The following is a 24,444-nucleotide window of genomic DNA, read 5'->3' on the forward strand; positions in this document are numbered from 1 at the left end:
GGCAGGGCTAGACCCGCTGGGCTTTACCTCGGCTGACTTCCGCTCCGGCATGCCGCGGCAGGAACAGGCTGTCCGCCGTGCTCGCCAACATCAGCACTGCCATGGCGAGGAACGCGCCGCGGAAAGGTCCGGCTGCGTCAGCTGGAAAGCTGTTGAGCCCGTCGAACAGGCGGATGAGCAAGGCCCCGATGGCAATGCCCGCAGCAGTGGCGAGCTGGACCAGTGTGGCAGAAACAGTATTCGCCGAGGTGAGCTGTGCCGGCGCGATGTCGGCGTACTGGACTGACGCGTAGGCAGAGAACCCGATCGAGCGGAAGGCGCCGCTGCAGACCAGCAGGGCAAACGTCAGCGGCCCTGGCGTTTCTGCCGTGAGCAGGGCGCAGAGGATAAACGTGGCCGCAGAAGCAAGGGAGGCAAAGACGAGCATCGCCTTGAAGCCAAAGCGCCGGATCAGCGGAGTGGTGGCCGGCTTGATGCCGATGTTGCCGATGAAGACGGCCGCCACCATGGCACCTGCGTGCAGCGGGGACCAGCCGAACCCGGCCTGGAACATCAGCGGCAGCAGGAACGGGACGGAACTGATGGCCAGCCGGTAGGCGAACCCGCCGGTGGCCATCGCCCTGAACGTGCGGGTGCTGAAAACCCCGAGGTCAAAGAGCGGGTTAGGGGTCCTGCGCATCCAGAACACGGCGCAGGCAACGGCCGCCACGCCGAAACCAGCGCTCAGGGCCGCCCAGGGAGCGTCAGGGTGGGCGCTCACCAGTTCAAGGCCCGCCACCAGGGCGCCCACGCCCAGCGTGGTGAGCGACAGGCCCAACCAGTCCAGCCGCCGCCCGCCGTCGCCCACGGCAGCAGGAACCAGCCGGAGTGCCGCAAGCAGTGCGGCCGCACCCAGCGGGAGGTTGATCAGGAAGATCCAGTGCCAGGAAAGATAGGTGGTCAGGGCCCCGCCTACCAGCGGTGCGAGTACTGGCGCCAGGAGCCCGGGCCACACCAGGAACGCAGTGGCGCGGAGGAGGTCCGCCTTAGGGGTCCCGCGGAGGACCAGGAGGGTTCCCACCGGAACCATCATGGCGCCCCCGAACCCCTGCGCGGTCCTGCTGAGGGTGAGGGCAACCAGGTCCTGGCTGAGCGAACAGGCCAGGGATGCTGCCGTGAAGATGGCGATGGCAAGGCAAAATATGCGGCGGGCGCCAAAGCGCTCAGCCAGCCAGCCGCTGAGCGGAATGCCCATGGCGACGGTCAGCAGGTAGGCCGTCATCGTGATGTTGACGTCCGCGGCGGGAACCCGGAAGTCGGCAGCGATGTTGGGGATGGCCGTGGTGAGGACGGTGCCGTCCAGGAACTCCATGAAGAAAGTGGCAGCCACCAGCAGCGCCAGGCGGGGGCTCCACGCCTGCACCGCGCCGTGCGCCTCATCCACCGTGTTGCTTGCTGCCATCCGACAATCCTGCCACCGCCGGGACGTGCAAGGCGCCGGGTGTCCGTCCCACGGACGGATGCGTCCGGGGTGTTGGACATGCCGGGGTACGCAAAAGGCCCCGGTCCAGGACCGGGGCCAAACGCGGAGACGGGGGGATTTGAACCCCCGGTGGAGTTGTGCCCCACACTTCATTAGCAGTGAAGCCCATTCGGCCGCTCTGGCACGTCTCCAATTGCTATTCCTAGCCCACCAAGGATACGCAGAACGGGGCATGCAGTGCAAAACGGGTCGCCCGGGCCTTCAGGGGACTCCCTGGTTGCCCGGTGAGCGCTTCACTGCGGGGGGCGGTCCGCCCCGGACCATCCTGATTTCGCGAAGGTCTTCCCACCCGGGAATCACGTCGGCGGCGCCGTCAGGTTCAAACCCGAAGTGCCGGTAGAAGCCAATGGCGCGCTGGTTGTCGGCGGCCACCCACAGGCTCGCCGCCTCATTGTCCAGCGCTGCCACCAGGAGGCGGCGGCCCAGGCCCAGCCCCTGGTGCGACGCCAGCAGGTACAGCCCCCACAGTTCCAGGTCGCCGGACGACGGCGGCGCAAAGCCGTGCGAAGCGGCCCCCGGCTCCCTGCGGATGCCGGCGAACCCGACTACCGTGCCGTCGTCGGACGCCACCCAGGCATGCGCGGGTTCCGCGGCCACCAGCAGGTGGCGCCACAGCGGCAGCCGCGAGCCGGTATTCTGCGAGGCCAGGAACCTGTCGGACAGCATTCCGCGGTAGGTCTCCTGCCAGCAGCGGACGTGGATCTCGGCCAGCCGCTCCACGTCGGACGCCACCGCCCGCCGCACCTCGAGCGCCATCGTTACGTGGCCCCGCCAGCCAGCGCCTTCCACAGGAAGTGCTGGCTGCGGGCCTGCAGCGCCGCGGCCTGCCGGTTGTCCGAGGCGCCTGCGTGTCCGCCCTCCAGCGCCTCGTGGAACCAGACGTTGGGGATGCCCATGGCCAGCATGCGGGCTGCCATCTTGCGCGCCTGGACGGGGCCGACCCTGTCATCGGAGGTTGCCGTCCAGATGAACGTCTCCGGGTACTCCACCCCGTCCTTGAGCAAGTGGTAGGGGGAGAAAGTCCTGATGTACTCCCACTGCTCCGGGACGTCGGGGTCGCCGTACTCGGCGATCCAGGAGTGGCCGGCGGACAGCCTGGTGTAGCGGCGCATGTCCAGCAGCGGCACTCCGCAGGAAACGGCCCCGAAAAGCTCCGGGTACCGGGTCATCATGTTGCCCACCAGCAGGCCGCCGTTGGACCCGCCCACGCACCCCAGCCGCTCCCGCGACGTGACGCCACGGGAGATCAGGTCACGGGCAACGGCAGCGAAGTCCTGGTACGCCTTGTGCCGGTTCTCCTGCAACGCTGCCCGGTGCCACGCGGGCCCGTATTCGCCGCCGCCACGGATGTTCGCCATCACGTACACGCCGCCGCGGGAGTGCGGTGCTTCCCCGTCCGCCCCTTGCGCGCCGGAGGTCCTGCGTTCCAGCCATGCCCTGCCGACGGTGCCGCTGTAGGCCGGTGTCCGGGAAACTTCGAATCCGCCGTAGCCGGAAAGCTGGGTGGGGTTCTCGCCGTCCAGTGGCAGGTCCCGGGAGGCAACCTGGAAGTAGGGAATCCGGGTTCCGTCGTCGGATACGGCGAAGTGCTGCTGCACTTCATAGTTACCGTCATCGAAGAACGACGGCGACGCCTTGACCACCGCGTGCCGGCTCACCACGCCGGGCGTACCGGACGCCGCACGCTCCAAGGTGCCGCGCAGCAGGGTGGTCGGGGTGGTGAAGCCCGTGGCGACGAGCCAGAAGTCGTTGCCCGCACCGCCGTCGGCCTCGTCTTCGTCGTCCACTGCGTAGGCGTTGACGTCATGCAGCGGCGGGCAGGCATCCAACGCCGACGACGCCCACGCAGCCTGGGCATTGTGCGTCGGCCGGGAGGGATCCAGCACCCGGATTTCGGAGGACACGTCCTTCAGGAGGTTCAACAGCAGGAAGTCCCGGGTCCAGCTCCAGGACTGCAGGGACGTATTCGCATCCGGGGTGAACAGCACGGCTATGTCCCGGGAGCCGGCCAGGTAATCCTCGAACCGGGCAGCGAGCAGCGAGCCTGCCGGGTACGTTGATGTGCCCAGCACCCAGTCCTGCCGGGGCCGGAACAGCACCCATTCCCGGTGCGCGCTGACGTTTACATCGGTGGGGACGTCGATCTGGATCCAGGATCCTTCACGCAGCACCAGGTTCCTGCGGTTGAAGAAATCGATGTAGTCAACGGCGAAGGTGCGCTCAAAGCCCGGAGTGGAATCGTGAACAACCACGGCCATCATGTGCTGCTCGGGCACCTCGAACAGCCGCGGCGCTCCGGGCAGGGAATCCCCGCGTTTGAGCGTGACAGCCGTCCGGGCGTAGGAGGAGGCGGTCTTCGGCAGTCCGTCCGCCGTGGAGGCCACCAGCAGCGTGTCCGCGTCCAGCCAGGAAACGTGTCCCTTCGCCGTCGGCAGGTCAAAGCCGCCCTTCGCAGGGTCCACAAAGGCACGGGTCTCCACGTCGAATTCCCGGTACCGGTTGGCGTCGCCGCCGTCGGGGGAGAGGGCCAGCAGTGCATGCCGGTACGGTTCCCCGGAAGCGGGGCGCAGGAAGGTGGCGCCGTGGAAAACCCACTCCTGGCCCTCAGCTGCCGCCAGCGCATCGACGTCGAGCAGCACATCCCACTCGGGGGAATCCGTGCAGTAGCTCTCCCAGGTGGTGCGGCGCCACAGGCCCTTGGGGTTCTTCGCGTCCTTCCAGAAGTTGTAGTACCAGTCGCCGCGCTTGCCCACCATGGCGATCCGGTCCGTGGAGTCCAGCACCTCCAGGATGCTGCTTTCCAGCCCGGCGTAGTCCGCGTCCTCCAGGAGGTCCTCGGTGCGCGAATTCTGCTCCTTCACCCAGGCAAGCTGCTCCTCGCCGTAAATGTCCTCGAGCCAGGCGTTTTCGTCAGTGGGCTCGGGCGCGATGCCCTGCGGGTCGGTGCCGGAAGGGTTGCCGGAACCGGGGGCGGGCGCTGGATCAGCTTCAGTGGTGGTCATGCGCCCCATCCAAACAACATCCGCGGACGGCTGGCAAGTCAAGCGTTCAGCGCACACTTTGTTTGCAGCCCGTACGCTGGATGGCGTGGAAAAAACGCAGAGCATCCGGACCGCCATCATCGGCGCAGGTCCGCGGGGCACCAGCGTGCTGGAACGCCTGCTTGCCCGCTGCGCCGCGCAGATCGCTTCCGGTGCAGGAACGGTGCGTCTCCACATCGATGTCATCGACCCCTTTCCGGCGGGCCCCGGGCACGTGTGGCAGCCGCAGCAGTCCCGGCTGTTCCTGATGAACACGCAATCCTTCTACCCCACGCTGATCCCGGAGGCCCCTGACCTGGCGCCGCCGGTCGCAGGAACCACCTTCGACCAGTGGCGGGCCCGGCAGCAGCGCGACCCCTCGCCGTCCCTGGCCGAGGACGAGCTCGCTGAACTGGCCGTCCTGGGCCCGAATGACTTTCCCAGCCGCGCCCTTTACGGCCGCTACCTCCGCAGCACGCTGGAGGAGCTGGCGTCCAAAGCGCCCGACGGCGTCACCATCGACTTCCACGAAACGTCGGCACAGTCCGTGCGCCCCGCGGGGGACGGAACGTTCGACGTCGGCCTGGCCACGGGAGAGACGCTGAGCACCAACGCCGTGGTGCTTGCCTTGGGCCACGTCCCGTCCCGCCTGAACCCTGAGCAGCGCGAACTGCAGGCGTCGGCCAAGCGGTTGGGCCTCCAATACTTCCCGCCGGCTGTCCCTGCGGACGTGGACTGGTCCCTGGTTCCCGCAGGGGAGCCCGTCCTGGTCCGCGGCATGGGCCTGAACTTCTTCGACACCATGGTGCAGCTGACCGAGGGCCGCGGCGGAAAATTCGTCAGCAACGGAACGGTGCTCAGGTACGAGCCTTCGGGCCAGGAGCCGAGGATCATTGCTGCCTCCCGACGGGGCACGCCCTACCGGGCGAAGGCGGCCCTGAACGGCTACTACCCGGCGTCGGTAACCCTGCGCTACTTCACCGAAGCGGCGCTGGAACGATTCCGCACGGCAGGAATCCGCCCGGCGTTCGACCACGATTTCTGGCCGCTCCTGCACCGTGACGCTTTGTGGGCGTATTACTCCACCCTGGTACGTTCCCAGCCGAACGCGGTACCGGATCCGGCGGCCTTCCTCGCCGCCCTGGATGAGGCGCTCCATCCGCACGCGCACAGTGCCGTGAACTGGGAAGACAGTGTGGAGAGCGTGCTGGCCGTGCACGTGGGGCCACGGCACCGGCTGGACCTGCCGGCGCTCGCCGCCCCCCTTGCCGGACGATCCTTTGCCTCACGCGCCGAACTCGATGCCGCCGTCGTGGACTATCTGCTGGATGACGCCCGCCGGTCCGCGCTCGGGGAGGATGACCCCGTGAAGATGGCCATCGGGGCACTCCACCACGGGCGTGCCGCGCTGAAGACAGCAGTGGCCGACGGCGGCATCACCGATGAATCCTGGGTGGCGGGACTGCGTGGCTGGTTCGAGTCGTTTGTGGAAGGACTCGCCAGCGGTCCTCCGGCCCTTCGCTCCGAGCAGCTTGCGGCGCTGGCCAGGGCAGGAGTGGTGAGCTTCGTAGGCCCGGACCCCAAGTTCGCAGTGGACCGGAAGAACGGCGCCTTCACGGCGTCGTCCCCCTGGGTGGCCGGAGCTCCGGTGGCTGCCCGGACCATGGTGGAGGCGCTCGCGCCCGGTAACCGGGTCTCGGCCAGTGATTCGCCGGTGCTGGAGCAGCTGCTGGCAGACGGCCTGGTGCGGCCGCGGCTCATGATGACGGTGGAGGGTGCCCCCGTGCAGTCCACCGGCCTGGACGTGGTGCCGCATCCCTACCGCCCGGTCGCAGCCAACGGCTCCGTGACCGGAGGCCTGTACGTGCTGGGGCTGCAGCTCTCATCCGTCCAGTGGGGCACCGCCATCGCCGCCGAGGCCGTCCAGCCCGGCGGGCCAAACTACCGCAGCGGCCAGCGGACCCTGCGCGACGCGGACGAGATCGCCGGGGCCATCCTGGCGCTGTAGCCGTCCAGCGGTTGCATCAGGCAGCCGGAACCCGGCGCCCGCGGGCCTTTGCAGGGCAAAAGAAAGGACCCCTGCCGGTCAGCATGCTGGCCGGCAGGGGTCCTGTTTCGCGGAAGGTAAGAGATTCGAACTCTTGGTACGGGGTTACCGCACACTAGTTTTCAAGACTAGCTCCTTCGGCCGCTCGGACAACCTTCCTCACCCAGTAGTGTTTCATAGGCACTTGCCTGCAACAAAACAGAACCCGGAAGGCGTCCGGTGCACACTGGTTGCACGCAGTATTCAGTCAGAAACGGGAGTGTTCCATGAAAGCCGTCTACATTTCGGAGCCGGGCGGCCCGGAAGTTCTGGAGGTCCGCGAGGTGGAGGCCCCGGTACCGGGTACCGGAGAGGTGCTCATCGACGTCGTGGCTGCCGGCCTGAACCGGGCGGACGTGCAGCAGCGCAGGGGCTTCTACCCGCCGCCTCCCGGCGCATCGGAAATTCCCGGCCTTGAAGTATCCGGCCGGATCGCCGGGTTCGGTCCCGGCGTCACAAAGGCATTCTCCCTCGGTGACAAGGTGGTGGCGCTGCTGGCCGGCGGCGGGTACGCGCAGCAGGTGGCGGTCCCGGCCGAGCAGGTCCTTCGGGTGCCCGACGGCGTTGACCTGGTGACTGCGGCCGCCCTTCCCGAGGTTGCGGCCACTGTCTACTCCAACCTGGTGATGACGGCCCAGCTGCAGGCGGGCGAGACCGTCCTGATCCACGGTGCAACGGGCGGGATCGGCACCATGGCCATCCAGCTCGCCAAGGCCCTCGGCGCCAGGGTTGCCGCAACTGCAGGATCCGACGAAAAAGTGAGCACGGCCAAAGCCTTCCTGGGGGCCGACATCGCCATCAACTACGCCGAGGAGGACTTTCCGGAAAGCCTTCGCCGCCAGAACGGGGGCAAGGGCGCCGACGTGATCCTCGACGTCGTGGGCGCCAAGTACCTGGCCCAAAATGTGGACGCGCTCGCTGACTACGGACGCCTGGTGGTGATCGGGCTGCAGGGCGGAACGAAGGGGGAGCTCGACCTGGGGCAGCTGCTGAAGAAGCGCGCCGCCGTCGTTGCCACCGCCCTGCGCCCACGCCCGGTAGCGGAAAAAGGCGCCATCATGAACGCCGTGCGCGACGCCGTGTGGCCGCTCGTCAGCGACGGATCGGTCAGGCCGCTGGTGGCAAAGACCTTCCCGCTGGACCAGGTGCGCGCCGCCCACCGGTATTTCGACACCGGCGACCACGTGGGGAAGGTCCTCCTGGTCATGTAGGTTCCGTACACCGATGCCCGCGCTACACGGACGCCAAGAACAAGGAACAGCATGTCCATCCGCCACAGCCTCCTCGCCCTGCTGGAGGACCAGCCCCGCTACGGCTACCAGCTGCGGATTGAATTCGAGAACCGCACCGGTGCCACCTGGCCGCTGAACATCGGGCAGGTGTACACCACGCTGGACCGGCTGGAACGGGATGCGCTGGTGGCCAGGGACGGCGACGACGGAAACGGCCATGTGGTGTACAGCATCACCCCAGCCGGCAAGGCCGAAATCCGGAACTGGTTCGCCGCCCCCGTGGAACGGAACAACCCGCCACGCAACGAGCTGGCCATCAAGCTGGCGCTGGCCGTCACCCTGCCCGGCGTCGACGTCAAGGCCATTATCCAGAGCCAGCGGCTGTCCTCCATGAAGTCCCTGCAGGACTATTCGAAGGCCCGCCGGGACACGGCGCTGAACCAGCGCGCGGGTGACATCGCATCGCTGCTGGTCCTGGACTCCCTCATATTCCAGGCGGAGGCGGAAGTCCGGTGGCTGGATCTGTGCGAGGCCAGGATGATCCAGCAGGGGCTGGCGAAATAAGTAACACAATTGGGTCTTTTTGAATGCCCCGGACAGGCATACCGTAAGTTCCACGAACCGTCCGGCCGGGCGGTGGAACAAACGGAGGAAGCTCATGACAACGCACGTCGCCGACTGCAGCGTAACGAACTGTTCCTTTAACGACCACACCAACTGCAATGCCGCCGCCATCACGGTGGGCGGCGCCGAAAACCACGCACACTGCGCCACGTTCATCGAGACCGGAATCCATGGCGGACTGCCCAAGGTCCTTGCCGACGTCGGGGCGTGCCAGCGCTCCGAGTGCGTCCACAATGACCACCTGATGTGCAAGGCCGCAGAGGTCCACGTAGGCCCCGGCGCGGACAACGCTGACTGCCTCACCTACTCACACGCGTAGGGGCAGCTTTACGCTTTTCCCGCGAGCCAAGGCCTCCGCCCGGACCTTCCGGACGGGGGCCTTCTCTGCGTTGGTGCAGGAACGGTGGCAGCCCGCTCCGGTCGTCGCCGCGTCCACTCCGCTCACCGCACGTTTCTGCGGCAGCTGGAAGAACGCCTCCGGATTATGACTCCGGCTTGGTAGGGTGCGTGACAGAAGACGCATAACAATCTCAAGGAGGAGACATGGCCAAGACGCCTGATCAGCGGGGTAGTGCATCCGGAGGCAGGGGCGTGGCCGCCACCGACCCGGCGCTGCCGCCGACAGCGGTGGATGACGAGGTCCGTGAGGCCGAAGAACGGAAATGGACACCGGGAAAGATCGCGCTCTGGGCTGCGATTGCACTCCTCGGCGGCGTGGCGTGGTTCATGCTGGCCATCATCCGCGGCGAAACCGTGAACGCCATCTGGTTCGTGTTCGCCTCCGTGTGCACATACCTGATCGGCTACCGGTTCTACTCCAAGGTCATCGAGCGCTACATCACCAGGCCCGATGACCACCGCGCCACTCCGGCGGAGTACAAGGCCGACGGCAAGGACTATGTCCGGACGGACCGCAATGTCCTGTTCGGCCACCACTTTGCCGCCATCGCCGGCGCCGGCCCGCTGGTGGGCCCGGTCATCGCGGCCCAGATGGGCTACCTGCCCGGAACTCTCTGGATCATCATCGGCGTCGTCCTGGCCGGCGCCGTCCAGGACTACCTCGTGATGTTCTTCTCCATGCGGCGCGGCGGCCGCTCCCTGGGCCAGATGGCACGCGAGGAACTAGGCGTTATCGGCGGCACTGCCGCCCTCATCGCCACCCTGCTCATCATGGTGATCATCGTGGCCATCCTGGCGCTCGTCGTCGTCAACGCCCTGGGCGAGAGCCCGTGGGGTGTCTTCTCCGTCGGCATGACCATTCCGATTGCGCTGTTCATGGGCATCTACCTCCGCTACCTGCGGCCCGGCAAGGTGATGGAGGTTTCGCTGATCGGTTTCGTCCTGCTGATGGCTGCCATTATCGGCGGCGGCATCGTGGCGGAAACCCCGTGGGGTGCGGACATCTTCAGCCTCGATAAGGTGACCATCGCCTGGGGCATCATCATTTATGGCTTCATCGCGGCCATCCTGCCCGTGTGGCTGCTCCTGGCGCCGCGTGACTACCTCTCCACGTTCATGAAGATCGGTGTGATCGTGATGCTGGCGCTCGCCATCATCGTGGTTCGGCCGGAGATCACCGTACCCGCCTTCAGCGAGTTCGCCAGCAGGGAAAACGGTCCGGTGTTCCCGGGCGCCCTGTTCCCGTTCCTGTTCGTCACCATTGCGTGCGGTGCCTTGTCCGGCTTCCATGCACTGATTTCGTCAGGTACCACACCCAAGCTGGTGGAAAAGGAGCGGCAGACGCGTTTCATCGGCTACGGCGGAATGCTGATGGAGTCCTTCGTGGCCATCATGGCCCTGGTGGCGGCAATATCAATCGACCGCGGCCTTTACTTCGCCATGAACTCCCCGGCAGCGCTGACCGGCGGCACGGTGGAGACAGCAGCCACCTGGGTCAACAGCCTGGGCCTGGCCGGGGTGAACATCACGCCTGACTTCCTGAGTGAAACCGCCGCCAACGTGGGCGAAGAAAGCATCGTTTCGCGTACCGGTGGTGCTCCCACCCTGGCCGTTGGGCTCGCCCACATCATGCAGCAGTTCATCGGCGGGACGGCCATGATGGCGTTCTGGTACCACTTCGCCATCATGTTCGAAGCCCTTTTCATCCTCACCGCAGTGGACGCCGGTACCCGTGTTGCCCGGTTCATGCTGCAGGACTCGATCGGCAACTTCATCCCCAAGTTCAAGGAGCACTCCTGGCGGCCGGGTGCCTGGCTTTGCACCGCGGTCATGGTCGGGGCCTGGGGGGCCGTGCTGCTCATGGGCGTCACCGATCCGCTGGGCGGCATCAACACGCTGTTCCCGTTGTTCGGCATAGCCAACCAGCTGCTTGCCGCGATTGCACTGTCCGTGTGCCTGGCCATCGTGGCAAAGCGGGGAACGTTCAACTACCTGTGGATCGTCGCGCTGCCGCTAACGTTCGCTGCCGTGGTCACCATCACGGCGAGCTACCAGAAGATCTTCTCGTCCACGCCGGCCGTGGGCTACTTCGCCAACAACGCGGCCTTCAGCAAGGCCCTGGCCGACGGGAAGACCGAGTTCGGTACTGCCAAAACGGTGGCTGCAATGGAGGCCGTGGTCCGCAACACCGCCATCCAGGGCTGGCTCTCGGTGATCTTCGTGGTGCTCAGCATCATTGTGATCGCGACGGCGCTGCTTGCCACGATCAAGTCTTTCCGCAGCCGCAGGTCGGGAGCGGTCATCACGGACAATGAAGATCCCGCCAAGCCTTCACGTGTCTTTGCCCCTGCCGGACTCATTCCCACTCCTGCCGAGCGTGAACTGATGGCGGAATGGGAGAAGGTTCCGGCTAAACTCCGCTTCGAACGGGCAGGGCACCACTGATGGGCGCGGCTCTCACCGGACTCTCCAGTGGGTTCAAGGGCTTCGCCCGCTACCTTGGCGGAGTCCTGGGCGCGGACGCCTACGCCAATTACCTCGAGCACCACAGGGCGGCCGGGCACGGGGAGGCACCCCTGACCGAGCGTGAGTTCTGGCGTGACCGGACCGACCGCCAGGACAACAACCCCCAGGGCCGGTGCTGCTGATTGAGCTTGCAGCGTACAAGCCGCCGGGAGGGATCATCCAGTGGGTTCCGGGTGGATTGCTCATGAGAGTATGAACGCATGAGCGATCCACAAGGCACTCAGTCAGCTGAGGACCTCCCGGTAGAGGGCACTCCCGTCGATGAGTGGCAGCCGCAGGTGCCCCCGCCGTCCGCACCTGCCGGTGGCAGGAAGCCCAAGGGCAGCAATGTCCAGGACCTGGTGGATGAACCGGCCAAAGTCATGCGGATCGGAACCATGATCCGGCAGCTCCTGGAAGAAGTGAAGTCTGCGCCCCTGGATGAGGCTGCCCGGGGCAGGCTTGCCGAGATCCATGCCCGTTCCATCAAGGAGCTGGAGGACGGGCTGGCTCCTGAACTTGTGGCGGAACTCGACAGGATCAGCCTGCCCTTCCCCGATGCGGGTACGCCTTCCGACGCTGAACTCCGGATAGCGCAGGCCCAGCTTGTCGGGTGGCTGGAGGGATTGTTCCACGGCATCCAGACTGCCATTGCTGCCCAGCACGCGGCCCGTGAGCAAGCGGCCGCGCAGATGCAGCTCCGCCAGCTCCCGCCGGGCACCATGATTGCCCCGGGAGTGGTCATCGGCGAGAACGGGGAGCCACAGCGCGCCGGCGCCGGTGCGCGCTCCGGAAGCCCGGCACGGCCTGGCCAGCGGGACGACCCGGACCACGGTCCCGGACAATACCTGTAGGCTCCGCTTGGGCTTTTTCAGCGCCGCCAGGCAGGGGCGCAAGGACGACGCGGAACTGGGCCAGGGGCTGTGGCGCCGGGCCCATGACCGTTTCCAGCGGGGGCTGGACCGCTTCCACCAGGTTCTCGAGGGCGTGGAGGATGACCAGCTGTACGCCGAATTGCTGGAGATCGCCAATGAATTGGCCAGCCTCCTCGAACGGGTGCGGCTGGTATGCATGGAAGCGCAACGGCGTTCACCCAACGACGGCCTCGATATCCCCGTGGCCCTTTCCGGGGTTCACCGTGCCCTGTCCAAGGCGGGCAATTCGCTGGCCACGACGGCGGAAGCGGCCGCCATGCTCCGGCTCGCCGTTGGCCCCATCCCGGTAGGTGCAGCCTCCGTCCGCCGCCGGGCCGAGTCCGTTTTCCAGCAGGTGGCCGACGCCGAACGGCACCTCAGCGAAGAGGATTCAGGGCCGCAGCAGTCGGGTAGTCCCGATTAAGCGCCTGGCTTACTTCACGCCCGTATCCTCCGGGTGGAGCCGATAGTTTGGCAGGATGGACGAATGACTCTTTCACCTACCTTGACCTTTAATGACGGAAACACCATCCCCCAGCTCGGCTACGGCGTGTGGCAGGTTGAGGACGGCGTGGCTGAAAAAGTGGTCCGCCAGGCGTTTGAAGCGGGCTACCGCCACATCGATACCGCCAAGATCTACGGTAACGAGGCGGGTGTGGGCCGGGCGATTGCCAGTTCCGGCCTGTCCCCGGAGCAGCTCTTCATCACTACCAAGCTCTGGAACGCGGACCAGGGATATGAGTCCACGCTGGTTGCCTTCGAGGAATCCATGGACAGGCTCGGGCTGGAGACCCTGGACCTTTACCTGATCCACTGGATGCAGCCCAAGCAGGACAAGTACGTGGACACCTGGAAGGCGCTGATCGAGCTGCAGAAGCGCGGCCGGGTCAAGTCCATTGGTGTTTCGAACTTCACGGTCGAGGGCCTGCAGCGGCTCATCGATGAGACCGGCGTGGTTCCGGCCATCCACCAGATCGAGCTCCACCCGTACTTCAGCCAGCGGGAACTGCGTGGGTTCGGCGCGGCCAACGGCATTTTGACGCAGGCGTGGTCGCCCCTGGGCCAAGGCGGCGAGCTGCTGGACGACGGAACGGTCGCTTCGATCGCAGCCAAGCACGGCGCCACCCCGGCACAGGTTGTCATTGCCTGGCACCTCGCAATCGGCAACGTGGTGATTCCCAAGTCCGTCACCGAATCCCGGATCCGGGAAAACTTCGCAGCGCTTGAGGTCAGCCTGGATTCCGACGACGTGGAGGCAATCAACGCGCTGGACCGCTCCGCCAACGGCGAAGGCCGCATCGGCGCGGACCCTGCAGTTTCCGACTTCGCCTAGCCGGCGGCCGGCGCCCGCGCCCGGGTGCCGGCCCCGCAAACCGCCCCGGATTGTCCAACAAGCCGGGGCGGCCCGCGTTAAACGGGTTCGGCAGGGAGCTGGAACATGTCAGGCGGCAGTGCGGACGTGCTCGACTGCCACTGCGTCAACGACGGCCCAGCCGTCCTCTTCGCGGCAGTGCCGGCTGGCGAAACGTTCCGCCTCGGCCAGGGTGTCAAAAACCTCTGCCCGGGCACGGCCGCAGTCGGCGTCGAAGTACGTGACGTGAAATTCCTGTACCAGTTGGTTTTCCATGAATCCAGTCTGCAACCGGGGTCTGACATTCTTTGGAATCAGCCCCGCGTGTTGCCCAGCCGGAGGACCCGCTCCTGCGCGAGCATCGCCGTCCGCTCGGCTTTGTCCGCGGCACGCACCGCCTGCTTGGCCTCCGCAGTGGTGGCCGCCAGCACTTTCCGGGAGCGCTCCAGCCGCTCTTCAACGCCCTTGAGCCGGGCACGGAGCTCAGCTGCCTCCTGAATGAGTTCCGCGATCCCGGTCCGTGCCTGGTCCGCCTGGTCCTGCAGTTCGCGGGCAGCCCGGGCCGCCTCAGCCTCGGCGGCCTGCGCTTCCGCCAGGGCGGCTTTGGCTTTCTCCAATGCAGGCGGTGACGCTGGACGCGGGGCCTGGCGGACTGCCTCTAGCCGCGGCCTGTCCGGCCTGGCACGGGCGGTGCCTGCCGTCGTCGTGCGTGTTTTCCTGCTTACTGTGGCTGCTGGCCCAGGGGACGGAGCTATCGCAGCCGGCGGCAGCGCGGAGGGAACGGCAACAACCCCCTCCAGGTCCACGGTGTTCATTCCGTCGGCGGACAACGCCTTCAGGAGGCGCCCGCTCCGCACGGCGGCCGCTGCCCCTTCATCGGCCGTCAGGGCCCGAAGGGTCTCTTCGACGTCGCCCGCCATGGCATCGCTGATGCCCCGGCCCTGCTCCCTGGCAACAGCGCGGGCGGTCTCGACGGCGGCAGCGAGCAGGACGCGGCGCTCACGGCCCAGCTCCCGCAGCGCCCCGGCGTCCAGGGACGACTGTGCCTCGCGCATCCTGCCACCAAGGTCCGCCAGCTCCGCGAGGACACCGGGCTGGTGCAGGGCCAGCATGTTGACGGCCCACGCGGCGGCTGACGGCTTGGGCAGGGTGCGCACTGCTGCTCCAAGGTCCTTGTCCGACCCGGCAGCCTCCTTGGCCGCAGCCGTGCGTGCTGCCACGAAGTCTTCCAGCGGCCTGGCGTAAAGCCCGCTCGCGATCCCAGCCAGGGCCTCGTCTTCCATGCACGCCATCTTAGGTGCCGCGGCTGCCGCGGGTGCACGCCCCGCGGGCTGCCACACCCGCAGCCGGCGTTCAGTCCTTGCGGCGGGGGAGGACGAGGATTGCGTCGCCTACGGGACGTTCGCCCGATGCGTCGGAGGAGCTGTTGACGACCTTCCCTCCCACGGCCATGGTGGTGGATCCGCCGCCGTCGAGGTTGATGGCCTCCACCATGCCCAGTGACGTGGCAACGTCTGCCGCCTCTTTGATGCTCAGCCCAAGGGATGCCGTCTGGCGTCCGTCGGCGGTGACCAGGAGCGTGCGGCCCTGGCCGTCAACGCCGGCGATGGTGCGCGGGTTACGCTTGTGCACCCAGCCGTAGTAGAAGCTGTTATTGTCCCCGGTGCGCACCATTCCGTCCCGCTTCACCGTGACATTTTCGGCGCCGCCGGACACCAGGACCGGGCCGCCGTTGACCACGTCCGTGGACGTATTGGTCTTCAGGGGTTTGCCGTCCCCGCTGATGAGGTCCGCATCGACGTCCAGGCGGGCGCCCACCGTTGCCAAGCTGCCCAGCGTGGCAGCGTCGGCACCCGTGGCCTGCAGCGTTCGTCCCCCGGCCGGCACGGCCGTGCCCCGGGAAGTGTTGACCGAGGTGACTGTGCCCTGGCCGTCCAGCACCACTTCCAGCCCCGGCCCGGACGGTGTGGACGGGCCGAAGTCCGCGGTGAAGGCAATGACCTCGTCAGGGTCCGTGCAGGTGTAGTCGTGCAGGGGGAGGACGGTGGGAGCATCGCCCGTTCCGCCGCAGTTCCGGATGAGCCCCGGGACACGGTTGATGCCGTCCAAGGCCAGCTGTGCATCCTTGGCGGCCTTGCCGCCGTCGTTGTTCTCCGGGCCGCCGCCCACCGCGGCCACGGTGCCCCGCCAGCCCAACCGCTGGATGCTGGACTCGTTCTTCTTGCCGTCGATCACCAGCGAGGGCCGGTCACCGACCGGTTCGCTGAGGACCTCGCCGTTGAACACGGCTGTTCCTGCGGGATCGCCGGGGGCACCGGCCTTTGGGTCCAGGACGAAGTAGCCCCCGTTGATGCCGGCGAGAGCACCATCGGCAGCCGCCAGTTGGCTGGTGGTTTCCCGGTTGACCAGGTCGGGGCCGTATGTTGAAGCCAGCTCGCCTGTGAACTCCTTCGGGTCAATGGTCAGGACTTCCAGCTTCCACTGGCCCCTTGACTGGTCAATGCTCCCGGCGTCACCGTCCCATCCTGTGTAAAGCACGGACGATGAATAGCCTGCCGCCTTGATCCGCGCGACGGTGGAAGCGCCGTCGTCCTTCGTGGCGAACTGGCCGGCGCGCACCCGGTAACCCAAATCACCGCCGGCATCGGCGAACTGCGGGGACCGCACCTTCTCCACCCTGGCTGCCACGCCGGCTGCGATGAGTGCGTTGGCGACGGACTGGGCTTGTGCCTCACCGGACAGGGCCGACGAGGGGGCGTCCGGGTCGGGTGAATTCGCCGGGATGGCCACTTCAGCCGTCCAAAAAAGGGAAGGGTTGGGGGTTCCGCGGGTAATCGACGTGCGGGTCAGGCCGGGCGCCAGTTCCGTCACGTCGCGCGCTTCGGGCAGGTCCTGGGCGCCGAGGTTAAGTTCGACGGCGGGAAGGGCCTGGGCGTCCCCTGACGGGAGGGACGGGGTAGCTGCGGAAGGGCCGGCGGTGGTGAGGAACGCTGCGGGAAGCCCGAGGACCAGGGCGGTGACGGCAGCCTTGACGGGGAGTTTGTGTGGGGATTGCATGCTGCGACCCTAGCCAGGCGCTTAGCTGGAGGACGAAGCCACACGCCGGAGTTCAGCAGGTTGTGGCGGAGTGTTCACGGCTAGTTTCCGCTGGCAGCTGCCGCACCCCTTCATCGCTTGTTTACCGGCGGGTTCCCTCGGAGTTCCCGGCGGGAGGCGTCCTGTTCAAGGCTCAAGGGGACGCTGGCAGCATGCCCTTGATCCTGCCTGGAAACTCCCGCCTGATAGACCGCCGCCTCTTCCTCTCCGGCGTGGCCGGTGTCTCCGCCGCTGCCGCGCTGGCCGCCGCCCCGGCCACCAAGGCGGACGCTGCCACGACGCCGGCGCGGAGCAAGGATGACCCCTTCACGCTTGGCGTTGCATCCGGCGATCCCACGCCTTCCGGCGTGGTGCTGTGGACCCGCCTTGCCCCGAAACCGTTCGAGCCGAACGGCGGCATGCCCCCCGGCCACCCCGTCGTGGAGTGGCGTGTAGCCACCGACGCCGGGATGCGCAATGTTGTCCAGGGCGGCAGCGCACATGCTCCCGCGCAGTTGGGGCACTCGGTCCACGTGGAAGTGGAGGGCCTGGAACCGGACAGCGAGTACTTCTACGAGTTCAAGTTCCGCAACCACTGGTCCCCGGTAGGCCGGACCAAAACCTTGCCCGCCCCGGGGGCGGATGTCAGGCAGCTGGATTTTGCCTTCGCCTCCTGCCAGAAGTGGGATGACGGCTTCTTCCCCTCCTACCGCCACATGGCGGCAGAGGAACTCGACTTCGTGGTGCACCTGGGTGACTATGTCTACGAGTACGAGATCTCCGCGGACGGTGGCCTGCGCCGCACACCAGTGCCCGCCGCCGCGCAGCCGGCCCCGCAAACGCTTGAGCAGTGGCGGGCCCGCTACGCCCTCTACAAGTCGGATCCCGACCTGCAGGCTGCCCACGCCCGGTTCCCGTTCATCGTGACCTGGGATGACCACGAGGTCCAGAATGACTATGCCGGAGGCTGGGAGGGCCAGACCCAGGCCTTTACCGCAGTGCGGGCCGCGGCCTACATGGCGTACTACGAGCACCAGCCCTTGCGGGCACGGTCGCTGCCCCAGGGCACGGGCATGCAGCTTTACCGGCGGTTGCGCTATGGCCGCCTTGCTCAGTTGGACGTCCTGGATGGGCGACAGTACCGTGACGCCCCGCCCTGCGGCTGGGGCGAAGCCCAGGCATGCGAAGCGGCCTACGACCCCTCAATCAGCATGCTCGGCCCGGAACAGGAGCAGTGGCTCTACGCCGGCCTGCGCGACTCGGACGTACGGTGGAACATCCTGGGGAACAACGTCATGGTGTCCCGCCTGGACCACGACGGTGCCGCTGGCGAGCTGCTGTGGCACGACGCCTGGGACGGCTTCCCGGCGGCGCGCAAAAGGCTGCTGGATGTTATCGCGGGGCCTGCGGTGCGCAACGCCGTGTTCGTCACCGGCGACTGGCACTCCACCTTCGTCAACGATGTCCACCTGGACTTCGACCGGCCCGATTCGCCGGTGGTGGCCACCGAGTTCGTCGGGACCTCCATCAGCTCTAACGGTGACGTGCCAGTTTACGGGCCCTACTACGAGCCCATGATCGGGTTCAACCCGCACATTAAATTCTTCGACGGCGACCGGCGCGGCTACGTCCGTTGCCAGGTCACTCCTGAGCGTTGGCGTACGGAGCTTCGGATGGCCACCGCAGTGGGCACACGGAGCGCAGGACAGTACACGCATGCGGTGTTTGAGGTCGAAGACGGCACGCCAGGCGCAGTGCGGGTTTCGTAGCGGCTTGCCAGGTCTGGCTAGTCTTCCGGCCAGAAACACTGGACGCCCGTCGCGGCCTGCCGCAACCGGCAAGGAGGCGGCACAAACCTCGTGGCGGGGCGCCTGGGGCCGGACGCCGGGATGGGAAAGTCCTGGAAGAAGGTCACGGGATTCCTCGCGTTCGCTGGCTCCGACCGACCAGCGGAAAGAACGGCAGCGCCGCCCTGGTTCCCCTCCGTCGTTATCCGGCCAGTGTAGCCCTGCCCGGCCACCATCGGCGGGGATTACTGCCCAGGATGTGCCGCGGGAGGGACCGGATTCCTGATCCCTCCCGCGGCCACGGATTAGTGCCGGTTTAGGGGCGGGCTTCGAACACGAACAGCTCTGTACCGGCGATTTCTTCGCCGTCGTCCGGGGCAGCGAACATGCGCAGCACGCCGCCGTCGGACTCGAGGGCAACCGGGTTGCGGGTCATCGAGTGCCCGGCGGTGGAGAAAAGCTGGGAAGGCACCTCGTGGACGACTTCACCCGTTGCGAGGTCGGTCAGGGCGAGGCCGCCCAACTGGAACGGCTTCCCGTCGGCAGTCTTGAGGTTGGTGACACCCGAGCAGAGCTGGTGCCCGGCTCCGGCATACTCGCAGTCCTGGTAGTCGATGAAGTGGCTGGGGTTGGCCTGCGTCCCCAGCAGCGCGCCCTGGCCGTTCCAGGTGAACAGCTTGCGGGAACCCCAGCTGACGCCGCTGATCCGGTTGGTCTTGCGGTCCGCGACGACGCCGCCCACGTGGTCCGCCTGGCGGAACTGCTCCGTGACCTCGTAGGTGTCGGGGTTGATGGTGTAGACGATGGAGCTGCTGTTGGGCCGGTACTCGGCCACCGGCACCCAGACGTTTTCGCCGTCGAAATCCGTGCCGCCCGGATGGTAGATGTCGCCTTCGCCCAGGACGATGTCCTTCAGCAGCTTGCCCTGCCGGTCGATGACGAAGACGTGGCCGCGGCCCTCGCCGGCGCTGCGGTCGTAGCCGTCCACGGGCGACGGGTAGCGCACGCTCGGTTCGATGATCTCGACGCTGCTGAGGAAGATCTTGTCTCCCACCAGCGACATGCCCTGCGTGTGGAAGGTCGGGAAGTCCAGTTTGAGCTTCTGGACCTGGTTCCACTGGGTGTTGCGGTCAACCTTGGTGAAGGCTTCCGCTTCTGCCGTGAGGCCATTCGGTGTTTGGCCGTTGGTGGCAACAGCGGAGGTTCCGGCTGTCAGGGCGGCGGCGGCGACGGCTGCGATGGCCAGGACGCGCTTCATCTTCATGTCTGCTCCAGGTGCGTGATGGGGATGCCCGGTGGCCGGGCGCGTTCAAACGTAGGCGCCCGGGATGGCAGGACAGACAACGGCAGGTGTCAAGAGGATTAAGAGTTAGAGAGCTACAGCGCGCCCGACAGCCGAACGGCAGAGGTCGTTCAGGTAATCGGACAATGTTATAGGCGCCTGCCCGGGGCCGACAATCAGCAGGTCCCCGTGCCGTGTCAGAACCATTGCGTCGCCACGGGGTTCTTCTCCCATTTTGACGGCGAGGATGAGCTCTTCGTAGCGGTCGGCCAGGCTCGGGCAGCTAATGGGCGTCAGTCGGTGTGCGCCGCGGATGACCTGCACCGTGTGGTTGCGGACCATGCGGCCGGAGCCGTCCACCACCACCTCAGCCACCGCCGTGTCGGAAGCGGCACCGGTTGAGGCGTGATCTTGCTCCAGTCTGCCCAGAATGTAGGCGGGAGCCCAGTGCCGTCCATTCGAATCGTGGACCGGTACGGGCGTCCTTCCGGCGACGCGGAGTGTGGCCACGACAGTACCCACGAGCTCGGCCAAACGGGGTTCGAACCGCATTCGCAACTCCGGGCCGGATGCTGGCAGCAAGTCGGCCAGGGACGGGGCTGCGGCGGTGTTTCGATGGAATGCGCGGCCGAGGAAGCCTGTGGAATCAGCCATGCCGGTCTCCTGTCCGAGGCCCCGCTACTTGAGCCTTCACAACAGGATGAGGCGTAGGCCTGCCAGCTGTAAAGCCTCAGCGGCCACGAATATAGGAGGGCGGCAGCCATAGACCCATGGAGGTTAGATGCCTGCTGCCAGGGACGGTCGCCTTCATTTCGAATCCAACTCCGAATGGATGGCCTCGACATCGTCCCAGGTAAGCTCTTTCCCTGCCTCCCAGCGCCGATAGAGACTGGGGCACGGGTTCGTGCCGATGCAGGTCCTGTAATGTCCGAAGCTCAATGACGACGACCGGAGACAAAGTGTGGCCCGGCCCTATGGGGTGGACGGGCGTTAACCAGCGAAAAACCCCGGAAACCCCTAGATTTAGGGGCTGTCCGGGGTTTATCCCGAGCTTCCTATCAGAATCGAACTGATGACCTTTTCATTACGAGTGAAACGCTCTACCGACTGAGCTAAGGAAGCACCGCATGAACCTCCGGCGGAACCGGGCGCCTCATGCAAGAGTCAACTGTAATAGAGTCCCCGCGCCCGGGTCAAAATGGGCGCCCGGGTACAGTCGGAGGCCTTCAGCACACCGTGTTGTCCGTGGGAATCTTTCCGCTGACAAGGTAGGCGTCAACCGCATCCTCGATGCAGCCGTTGGACCGGCCGTAGGCGGTGTGGCCTTCGCCTTTCCAGGTCATAAGTGCCGCATTGCCCAACTGCTTGCGCAGCGATGACGCCCATTCCACCGGCGTGGCAGGGTCACCGGTGGTGCCGATCACCACGATGGTGGACCCGCCGTCGTATTCCACCGGGGCGGGGGTGCGCACGTTCGGGTACGGCCAGTCGACGCAGTTGGTGCCGCCATAGGCAAAGAAATACCCGAAGGTGGGGGAGTCCTGCATCAGGCGCTGCTGTTCGGCGCGCATCCCGGCAGTGTCGGACACCATGGGGTAATCAAGGCAGTTGATGGCGTTGAACGCAAAGGTCGAATTGGATGTGTACGTTCCGTCGGATGAGCGGTCTGCGCCGAGGTCCGCGAGCCGCAGCATAAGGCTTACGTCCCCGGTCATTGCCGCTTCCAACGCCTGCGTCAGGGCGGGCCAGCTCTGGTCGTTGTACAGCGGCGTGATGAGGCCGCTGACGAACGTGGTGGCATTGACTACACGGCCGTCCTTTGCCGTGCGCGGAGTCTGCTGGACGGCGGCAATCAGGTCGCGGATCTGCTGGACGCCCGCCTCCACATCCCCGCTCAGCGGGCATCCGTCCTGGCCTTGGCAGCTGGCTACATATGCCCGAATGGCCCTTTCGAACGCGCGGGCCTGGCCGCTGGTCAGTTCCTCATTGCTGATGGACGGATCCAGGGCACCGTCGAGGACCATCCGGCCAACATTGTCAGGGAAGAGCGAAGCGTACGTGGACCCCAGGAAGGTGCCGTAGGAGTAGCCGAGGTAGTTGAGCTTCGCATCATTGACCACGGCCCGGAGGACGTCCAGGTCCTTCGCGGAGCTGATGGTGTCGATGTGACCCAGCACCGGGCCGGTTTGCTCCCCGCACTGGGTGGCGATCGCTTTGTTGTCCGCCAGGGCGGCAGCCAGGCCGGCATCCGTTTCGAGGTCGTAGATCTTCGCCCTGGCTGCGTCCCGTTCCGCGTCCGTCATGCAGGTCACGGGGGCGGACCGCTTCACGCCCCGCGGGTCGAAGCCCACGACGTCGAACGAATCGCGAACAGCCTGGGAGAAATGGGTTCCAGCGGCATCCTTGACGAAGTCGTAGCCGGAGGCGCCGGGACCGCCCGGATTGACCAGCAGGCTGCCCGTCTTTTTCCCCGTGCTCGAAGCCCTCAGCGCTGCGAGCTGGATTGTACCGCCGTCGGGATTGCCGTAGTCCATGGGCACAGTCACCTTGGCGCACTGGAACTCACCCTCGCACGGTTCCCAAACGACCTCCTGGGAATAGAACTTCTCCAGCCCGGCGGGAGCAGAGGCAACGATCGACGGGTCGGCCTTGGCGGTGGCAGCCTCCTCGCTGCGGCCGCCGCCGGTGAGGAGGCTGCAGGACGCCAGAACCATGGCAAGGACCATGGCCCCAAGGGCGCGGACGCCAAGCGCCACGGGTCGCGGCCGTGCGGGCAGGGGGCGGGCAGTCATCGGTCTCCTTGAAGGACTAGATCAGGCTGGCTGCCATGGACTCAATGGTCAACAGCGGTGCAACGTTGGTGGTGGTGATGCGTTCGCGGGCTTTGTTGATGGCATCCATCCGGGCAAGAGTGGATTCCGGCGTGGAGCGGGTGGCGAAATCCTCCAATTCGCTCCTCAGCTCAACGTTCACCAGCTCCACAGCATTCCCGAGCTGGATAATCAGCACATCCCGGTAAAAGGAGAGGAGATCCGTCAGCGTCCGGTCAAGGGAATCCGTGATGGACCGCTTGGCCCGGCGCTTCTGGTCTTCCTCCAGCTGCTTGACCTGGCTGCGCATGGCAGGCGGGAGCGTCCCCGACTCGGGTGCGCCCAGTGTTGCCAGCAAGGCGGCCTTCTCGGCAGCATCCCGTTCTTCGTTGGAGCTGGTGGCCTCCGCGGTGGCGATCTTGACTAGTTTGTCCGCCATCATCACGGCAGCCGTAACGCCGCGCAAGCCAAGCGGAAACCGCACGGTTTCCAGCCGGCGTTCCCTGGCCGCAGGATCACGGGCAAGGCGGCGGGCGATGCCCACGTGGCTTTGAGCTGCCCGCGCGGCGCGCTCCGCGAGGGCCGGATCCACGCCGTCGCGCTTGACCAGCAGGGCGGCGACGTCCGCAGCCGGCGGCAACCGCAACGCCACGCTGCGGCAGCGCGACCGGATAGTCACCAGGACGTCGGCCGGGGACGGTGCGCACAGCATCCACACAGTCCGGGGAGTTGGCTCCTCGATGGCCTTGAGCAGGACGTTCGTGGTGCGCTCGGCCATGCGGTCGGCGTCCTCCACCACGATGATCCGCCAGCGGCCCGCGGAGGGCCGGTTCCCGGCAGTGGCCACCAGTTCACGGGCTTCGTCAATGGTGATGGTGACCTTCTCGGTGCGGACGAAAGTGACGTCCGAATGGGTCTCGCCCAGGATGGTCAGGCACGCGGGGCAGCGCCCGCAGCCGCGCAGGCTGACGTCCTCCTGGTCGCAGTTCAGTGCTGCGGCAAAGGCCTTGGCCGCATTGGAACGCCCGGAACCCGGCGGGCCGGTGAAAAGCCAGGCATGCGTCAGTCCCTCGCCGCTGGAGGCCTGCCGCAGCTGTTCGACGACGGCGGGCTGGCCCTGAAGGTCGTCCCACACCGTCACGGGGCGCCCCCGGCCGCCGTGGCCCGGGCCTGCGATGCGCCCGCCGGTGTTTCGTCCTGTTCGGCCAGGAGGGTATCCACCCGCTCCAGGATCCGGGCGGACAGCCCGCTGACGGATTCGTGGGCAGGCAGCACGAGGTAGGACTCCGGACGCCGGTGCGCCAGTTCCAGGAAGGCCTCCCGGATCCGGAGGTGGAACTCGTCAGCTTCGGACTCCAGGCGGTCCTCCGCCGTCTCGCCGGCCGTGCGGCGGCGGCGGCCTATCGCTGGGTCAACGTCCAGCAGGACAGTGAGGTGGGGCTGCAGGCCCGAAGTGGCCCACTCGTTGAGGGACCGCACGGCGTCCTCGCCCAAGGCGCGTCCTGCACCCTGGTATGCCACCGACGAGTCGATGTACCGGTCCGTCAGGACTATTTCGCCGCGTTCAAGCGAAGGCCGGATCACCTGGCTGGCGTGCGCTGCCCGGGAAGCGGCAAAAATCAGGGCCTCGGTGTGCGCATCAATTTCCCCGTGACCGTGGTCCAGCACAAGGGAGCGCAGTTTCTCGCCGATGGGGGTCCCGCCCGGCTCGCGGGTCAGCAGGACAGTCAGGCCACGCGATTCGAGGACTTCTGCAAGGCGTGCAGCCTGCGTGGACTTACCCGCGCCGTCGCCGCCCTCGAACGCGATGAAAAGACCGGCCCTCTGTTTGCTCACC

The 24,444-nt window shown here is 66.7% G+C and carries 21 protein-coding genes and 3 tRNA genes; 10 read left to right on the forward strand and 14 right to left on the reverse strand.

Translation table 11 applies throughout. The annotated features are described in order from the left end of the window. Positions 1 to 7: 7 nt before the first annotated feature. From C3B78_RS03280 to C3B78_RS03295, 4 genes are all read right to left on the reverse strand, one after another. Positions 8 to 1,441, reverse strand: coding sequence for an MFS transporter (locus C3B78_RS03280; RefSeq protein WP_104996800.1), 1,434 nt, complete (start codon positions 1,439 to 1,441; stop codon positions 8 to 10). 124 nt (positions 1,442 to 1,565) lie between these two features. Continuing rightward, positions 1,566 to 1,653 (reverse strand) — tRNA-Ser (locus tag C3B78_RS03285). A gap of 70 nt (positions 1,654 to 1,723) precedes the next feature. Then, positions 1,724 to 2,311, reverse strand: a complete 588-nt coding sequence (locus tag C3B78_RS03290) for a GNAT family N-acetyltransferase (protein ID WP_324778424.1) — start codon at positions 2,309 to 2,311, stop codon at positions 1,724 to 1,726. After that, on the reverse strand, positions 2,281 to 4,524 hold the full coding sequence (locus C3B78_RS03295) for a prolyl oligopeptidase family serine peptidase (protein ID WP_104996802.1): 2,244 nt from the start codon (positions 4,522 to 4,524) through the stop codon (positions 2,281 to 2,283). Before C3B78_RS03295 ends, C3B78_RS03290 begins: the two co-directional genes overlap by 31 nt. A gap of 85 nt (positions 4,525 to 4,609) precedes the next feature. Between C3B78_RS03295 and C3B78_RS03300 the strand changes: the two genes are divergently transcribed. Next, entirely contained in the window at positions 4,610 to 6,550 is a 1,941-nt protein-coding gene (locus tag C3B78_RS03300; protein ID WP_104999611.1) for an FAD/NAD(P)-binding protein, read from the forward strand. A 110-nt stretch (positions 6,551 to 6,660) separates the two neighbouring features. On the opposite strand, the gene C3B78_RS03305 is transcribed toward C3B78_RS03300, so the two are convergent. Next, a tRNA-Ser gene (locus tag C3B78_RS03305) sits at positions 6,661 to 6,748 on the reverse strand. Positions 6,749 to 6,855: 107 nt separating this feature from the next. On the opposite strand from C3B78_RS03305, the gene C3B78_RS03310 reads away from it, so the two are divergent. The 8 genes from C3B78_RS03310 (at position 6,856) to C3B78_RS03345 (ending at position 13,635) form a co-directional block, all read left to right on the forward strand. Further along, positions 6,856 to 7,839, forward strand: a complete 984-nt coding sequence (locus C3B78_RS03310) for an NAD(P)H-quinone oxidoreductase (RefSeq protein ID WP_104996803.1) — start codon at positions 6,856 to 6,858, stop codon at positions 7,837 to 7,839. Positions 7,840 to 7,890: 51 nt separating this feature from the next. Beyond that, positions 7,891 to 8,424, forward strand: a complete 534-nt coding sequence (locus C3B78_RS03315) for a PadR family transcriptional regulator (RefSeq protein WP_104996804.1) — start codon at positions 7,891 to 7,893, stop codon at positions 8,422 to 8,424. Positions 8,425 to 8,518: 94 nt separating this feature from the next. Further along, positions 8,519 to 8,803 carry a DUF1540 domain-containing protein gene (locus tag C3B78_RS03320; RefSeq protein ID WP_104996805.1) on the forward strand — a complete coding sequence of 95 codons (285 nt, stop codon included), beginning with the start codon at positions 8,519 to 8,521 and terminating at the stop codon, positions 8,801 to 8,803. Between the two features lie 224 nt (positions 8,804 to 9,027). Beyond that, positions 9,028 to 11,328: a carbon starvation CstA family protein gene (locus C3B78_RS03325; RefSeq protein WP_104996806.1), complete on the forward strand. Its 2,301-nt coding sequence runs from the start codon at positions 9,028 to 9,030 to the stop codon at positions 11,326 to 11,328. Then, the gene (locus C3B78_RS03330; protein WP_104996807.1) at positions 11,328 to 11,531 is read left to right on the forward strand and encodes a YbdD/YjiX family protein; all 204 of its coding nucleotides are present in this window, start codon (positions 11,328 to 11,330) and stop codon (positions 11,529 to 11,531) included. Before C3B78_RS03325 ends, C3B78_RS03330 begins: the two co-directional genes overlap by 1 nt. Before the next feature lie 78 nt (positions 11,532 to 11,609). Then, a complete protein-coding gene (locus tag C3B78_RS03335) occupies positions 11,610 to 12,242 on the forward strand; it encodes a bacterial proteasome activator family protein (RefSeq protein WP_104996808.1) in 633 nt (210 codons plus the stop codon). Positions 12,243 to 12,249: 7 nt separating this feature from the next. Further along, positions 12,250 to 12,726, forward strand: a complete 477-nt coding sequence (locus C3B78_RS03340; protein WP_104996809.1) for a hypothetical protein — start codon at positions 12,250 to 12,252, stop codon at positions 12,724 to 12,726. Between the two features lie 63 nt (positions 12,727 to 12,789). Then, entirely contained in the window at positions 12,790 to 13,635 is an 846-nt protein-coding gene (locus C3B78_RS03345) for an aldo/keto reductase (RefSeq protein ID WP_104996810.1), read from the forward strand. 108 nt (positions 13,636 to 13,743) lie between these two features. On the opposite strand, the gene C3B78_RS03350 is transcribed toward C3B78_RS03345, so the two are convergent. The 3 genes from C3B78_RS03350 to C3B78_RS03360 all read right to left on the reverse strand — a co-directional run bounded on the left by C3B78_RS03350 (position 13,744) and on the right by C3B78_RS03360 (position 16,710). Beyond that, positions 13,744 to 13,929 carry a hypothetical protein gene (locus tag C3B78_RS03350; protein ID WP_104996811.1) on the reverse strand — a complete coding sequence of 62 codons (186 nt, stop codon included), beginning with the start codon at positions 13,927 to 13,929 and terminating at the stop codon, positions 13,744 to 13,746. A 38-nt stretch (positions 13,930 to 13,967) separates the two neighbouring features. After that, on the reverse strand, positions 13,968 to 14,936 hold the full coding sequence (locus tag C3B78_RS03355; RefSeq protein WP_104996812.1) for a hypothetical protein: 969 nt from the start codon (positions 14,934 to 14,936) through the stop codon (positions 13,968 to 13,970). Positions 14,937 to 15,006: 70 nt separating this feature from the next. After that, positions 15,007 to 16,710, reverse strand: a complete 1,704-nt coding sequence (locus C3B78_RS03360; RefSeq protein WP_104996813.1) for a phosphodiester glycosidase family protein — start codon at positions 16,708 to 16,710, stop codon at positions 15,007 to 15,009. A 191-nt stretch (positions 16,711 to 16,901) separates the two neighbouring features. On the opposite strand from C3B78_RS03360, the gene C3B78_RS03365 reads away from it, so the two are divergent. Next, the gene (locus C3B78_RS03365; RefSeq protein WP_104996814.1) at positions 16,902 to 18,497 is read left to right on the forward strand and encodes an alkaline phosphatase D family protein; all 1,596 of its coding nucleotides are present in this window, start codon (positions 16,902 to 16,904) and stop codon (positions 18,495 to 18,497) included. Between the two features lie 334 nt (positions 18,498 to 18,831). On the opposite strand, the gene C3B78_RS03370 is transcribed toward C3B78_RS03365, so the two are convergent. The 6 genes from C3B78_RS03370 to tmk form a co-directional block, all read right to left on the reverse strand. Continuing rightward, positions 18,832 to 19,779 (reverse strand): DUF6454 family protein, encoded by a 948-nt coding sequence (locus tag C3B78_RS03370; RefSeq protein ID WP_104996815.1) that lies wholly within the window; start codon positions 19,777 to 19,779, stop codon positions 18,832 to 18,834. A 105-nt stretch (positions 19,780 to 19,884) separates the two neighbouring features. Continuing rightward, positions 19,885 to 20,451, reverse strand: a complete 567-nt coding sequence (locus C3B78_RS03375; RefSeq protein ID WP_104996816.1) for a hypothetical protein — start codon at positions 20,449 to 20,451, stop codon at positions 19,885 to 19,887. 395 nt (positions 20,452 to 20,846) lie between these two features. After that, positions 20,847 to 20,919 (reverse strand) — tRNA-Thr (locus C3B78_RS03380). 104 nt (positions 20,920 to 21,023) lie between these two features. After that, positions 21,024 to 22,589, reverse strand: a complete 1,566-nt coding sequence (locus C3B78_RS03385; RefSeq protein ID WP_104996817.1) for an alpha/beta hydrolase — start codon at positions 22,587 to 22,589, stop codon at positions 21,024 to 21,026. Positions 22,590 to 22,605: 16 nt separating this feature from the next. After that, on the reverse strand, positions 22,606 to 23,748 hold the full coding sequence (locus tag C3B78_RS03390) for a DNA polymerase III subunit delta' (protein ID WP_104996818.1): 1,143 nt from the start codon (positions 23,746 to 23,748) through the stop codon (positions 22,606 to 22,608). Continuing rightward, positions 23,745 to 24,443, reverse strand: a complete 699-nt coding sequence (tmk, locus tag C3B78_RS03395) for a dTMP kinase (RefSeq protein WP_104996819.1) — start codon at positions 24,441 to 24,443, stop codon at positions 23,745 to 23,747. The genes C3B78_RS03390 and tmk overlap by 4 nt, the downstream gene beginning before the upstream one ends. Position 24,444 lies beyond the last annotated feature (1 nt).

Source organism: Arthrobacter sp. PGP41 (assembly GCF_002953935.1).
Lineage (GTDB): Bacteria > Actinomycetota > Actinomycetes > Actinomycetales > Micrococcaceae > Arthrobacter.

What these genes read in the sequence shown, in the direction of transcription:
- C3B78_RS03280 (WP_104996800.1), bottom strand. Translation starts at nt 1,441, where the DNA reads ATGGCAGCAAGCAACACGGTGGATGAGGCGCACGGCGCGGTGCAGGCG.
- C3B78_RS03295 (WP_104996802.1), bottom strand. Translation starts at nt 4,524, where the DNA reads ATGACCACCACTGAAGCTGATCCAGCGCCCGCCCCCGGTTCCGGCAAC.
- C3B78_RS03310 (WP_104996803.1), top strand. Translation starts at nt 6,856, where the DNA reads ATGAAAGCCGTCTACATTTCGGAGCCGGGCGGCCCGGAAGTTCTGGAG.
- C3B78_RS03315 (WP_104996804.1), top strand. Translation starts at nt 7,891, where the DNA reads ATGTCCATCCGCCACAGCCTCCTCGCCCTGCTGGAGGACCAGCCCCGC.
- C3B78_RS03320 (WP_104996805.1), top strand. Translation starts at nt 8,519, where the DNA reads ATGACAACGCACGTCGCCGACTGCAGCGTAACGAACTGTTCCTTTAAC.
- C3B78_RS03325 (WP_104996806.1), top strand. Translation starts at nt 9,028, where the DNA reads ATGGCCAAGACGCCTGATCAGCGGGGTAGTGCATCCGGAGGCAGGGGC.
- C3B78_RS03330 (WP_104996807.1), top strand. Translation starts at nt 11,328, where the DNA reads ATGGGCGCGGCTCTCACCGGACTCTCCAGTGGGTTCAAGGGCTTCGCC.
- C3B78_RS03335 (WP_104996808.1), top strand. Translation starts at nt 11,610, where the DNA reads ATGAGCGATCCACAAGGCACTCAGTCAGCTGAGGACCTCCCGGTAGAG.
- C3B78_RS03345 (WP_104996810.1), top strand. Translation starts at nt 12,790, where the DNA reads ATGACTCTTTCACCTACCTTGACCTTTAATGACGGAAACACCATCCCC.
- C3B78_RS03350 (WP_104996811.1), bottom strand. Translation starts at nt 13,929, where the DNA reads ATGGAAAACCAACTGGTACAGGAATTTCACGTCACGTACTTCGACGCC.
- C3B78_RS03355 (WP_104996812.1), bottom strand. Translation starts at nt 14,936, where the DNA reads ATGGAAGACGAGGCCCTGGCTGGGATCGCGAGCGGGCTTTACGCCAGG.
- C3B78_RS03360 (WP_104996813.1), bottom strand. Translation starts at nt 16,710, where the DNA reads ATGCAATCCCCACACAAACTCCCCGTCAAGGCTGCCGTCACCGCCCTG.
- C3B78_RS03365 (WP_104996814.1), top strand. Translation starts at nt 16,902, where the DNA reads ATGCCCTTGATCCTGCCTGGAAACTCCCGCCTGATAGACCGCCGCCTC.
- C3B78_RS03370 (WP_104996815.1), bottom strand. Translation starts at nt 19,779, where the DNA reads ATGAAGATGAAGCGCGTCCTGGCCATCGCAGCCGTCGCCGCCGCCGCC.
- C3B78_RS03375 (WP_104996816.1), bottom strand. Translation starts at nt 20,451, where the DNA reads ATGGCTGATTCCACAGGCTTCCTCGGCCGCGCATTCCATCGAAACACC.
- C3B78_RS03385 (WP_104996817.1), bottom strand. Translation starts at nt 22,589, where the DNA reads ATGACTGCCCGCCCCCTGCCCGCACGGCCGCGACCCGTGGCGCTTGGC.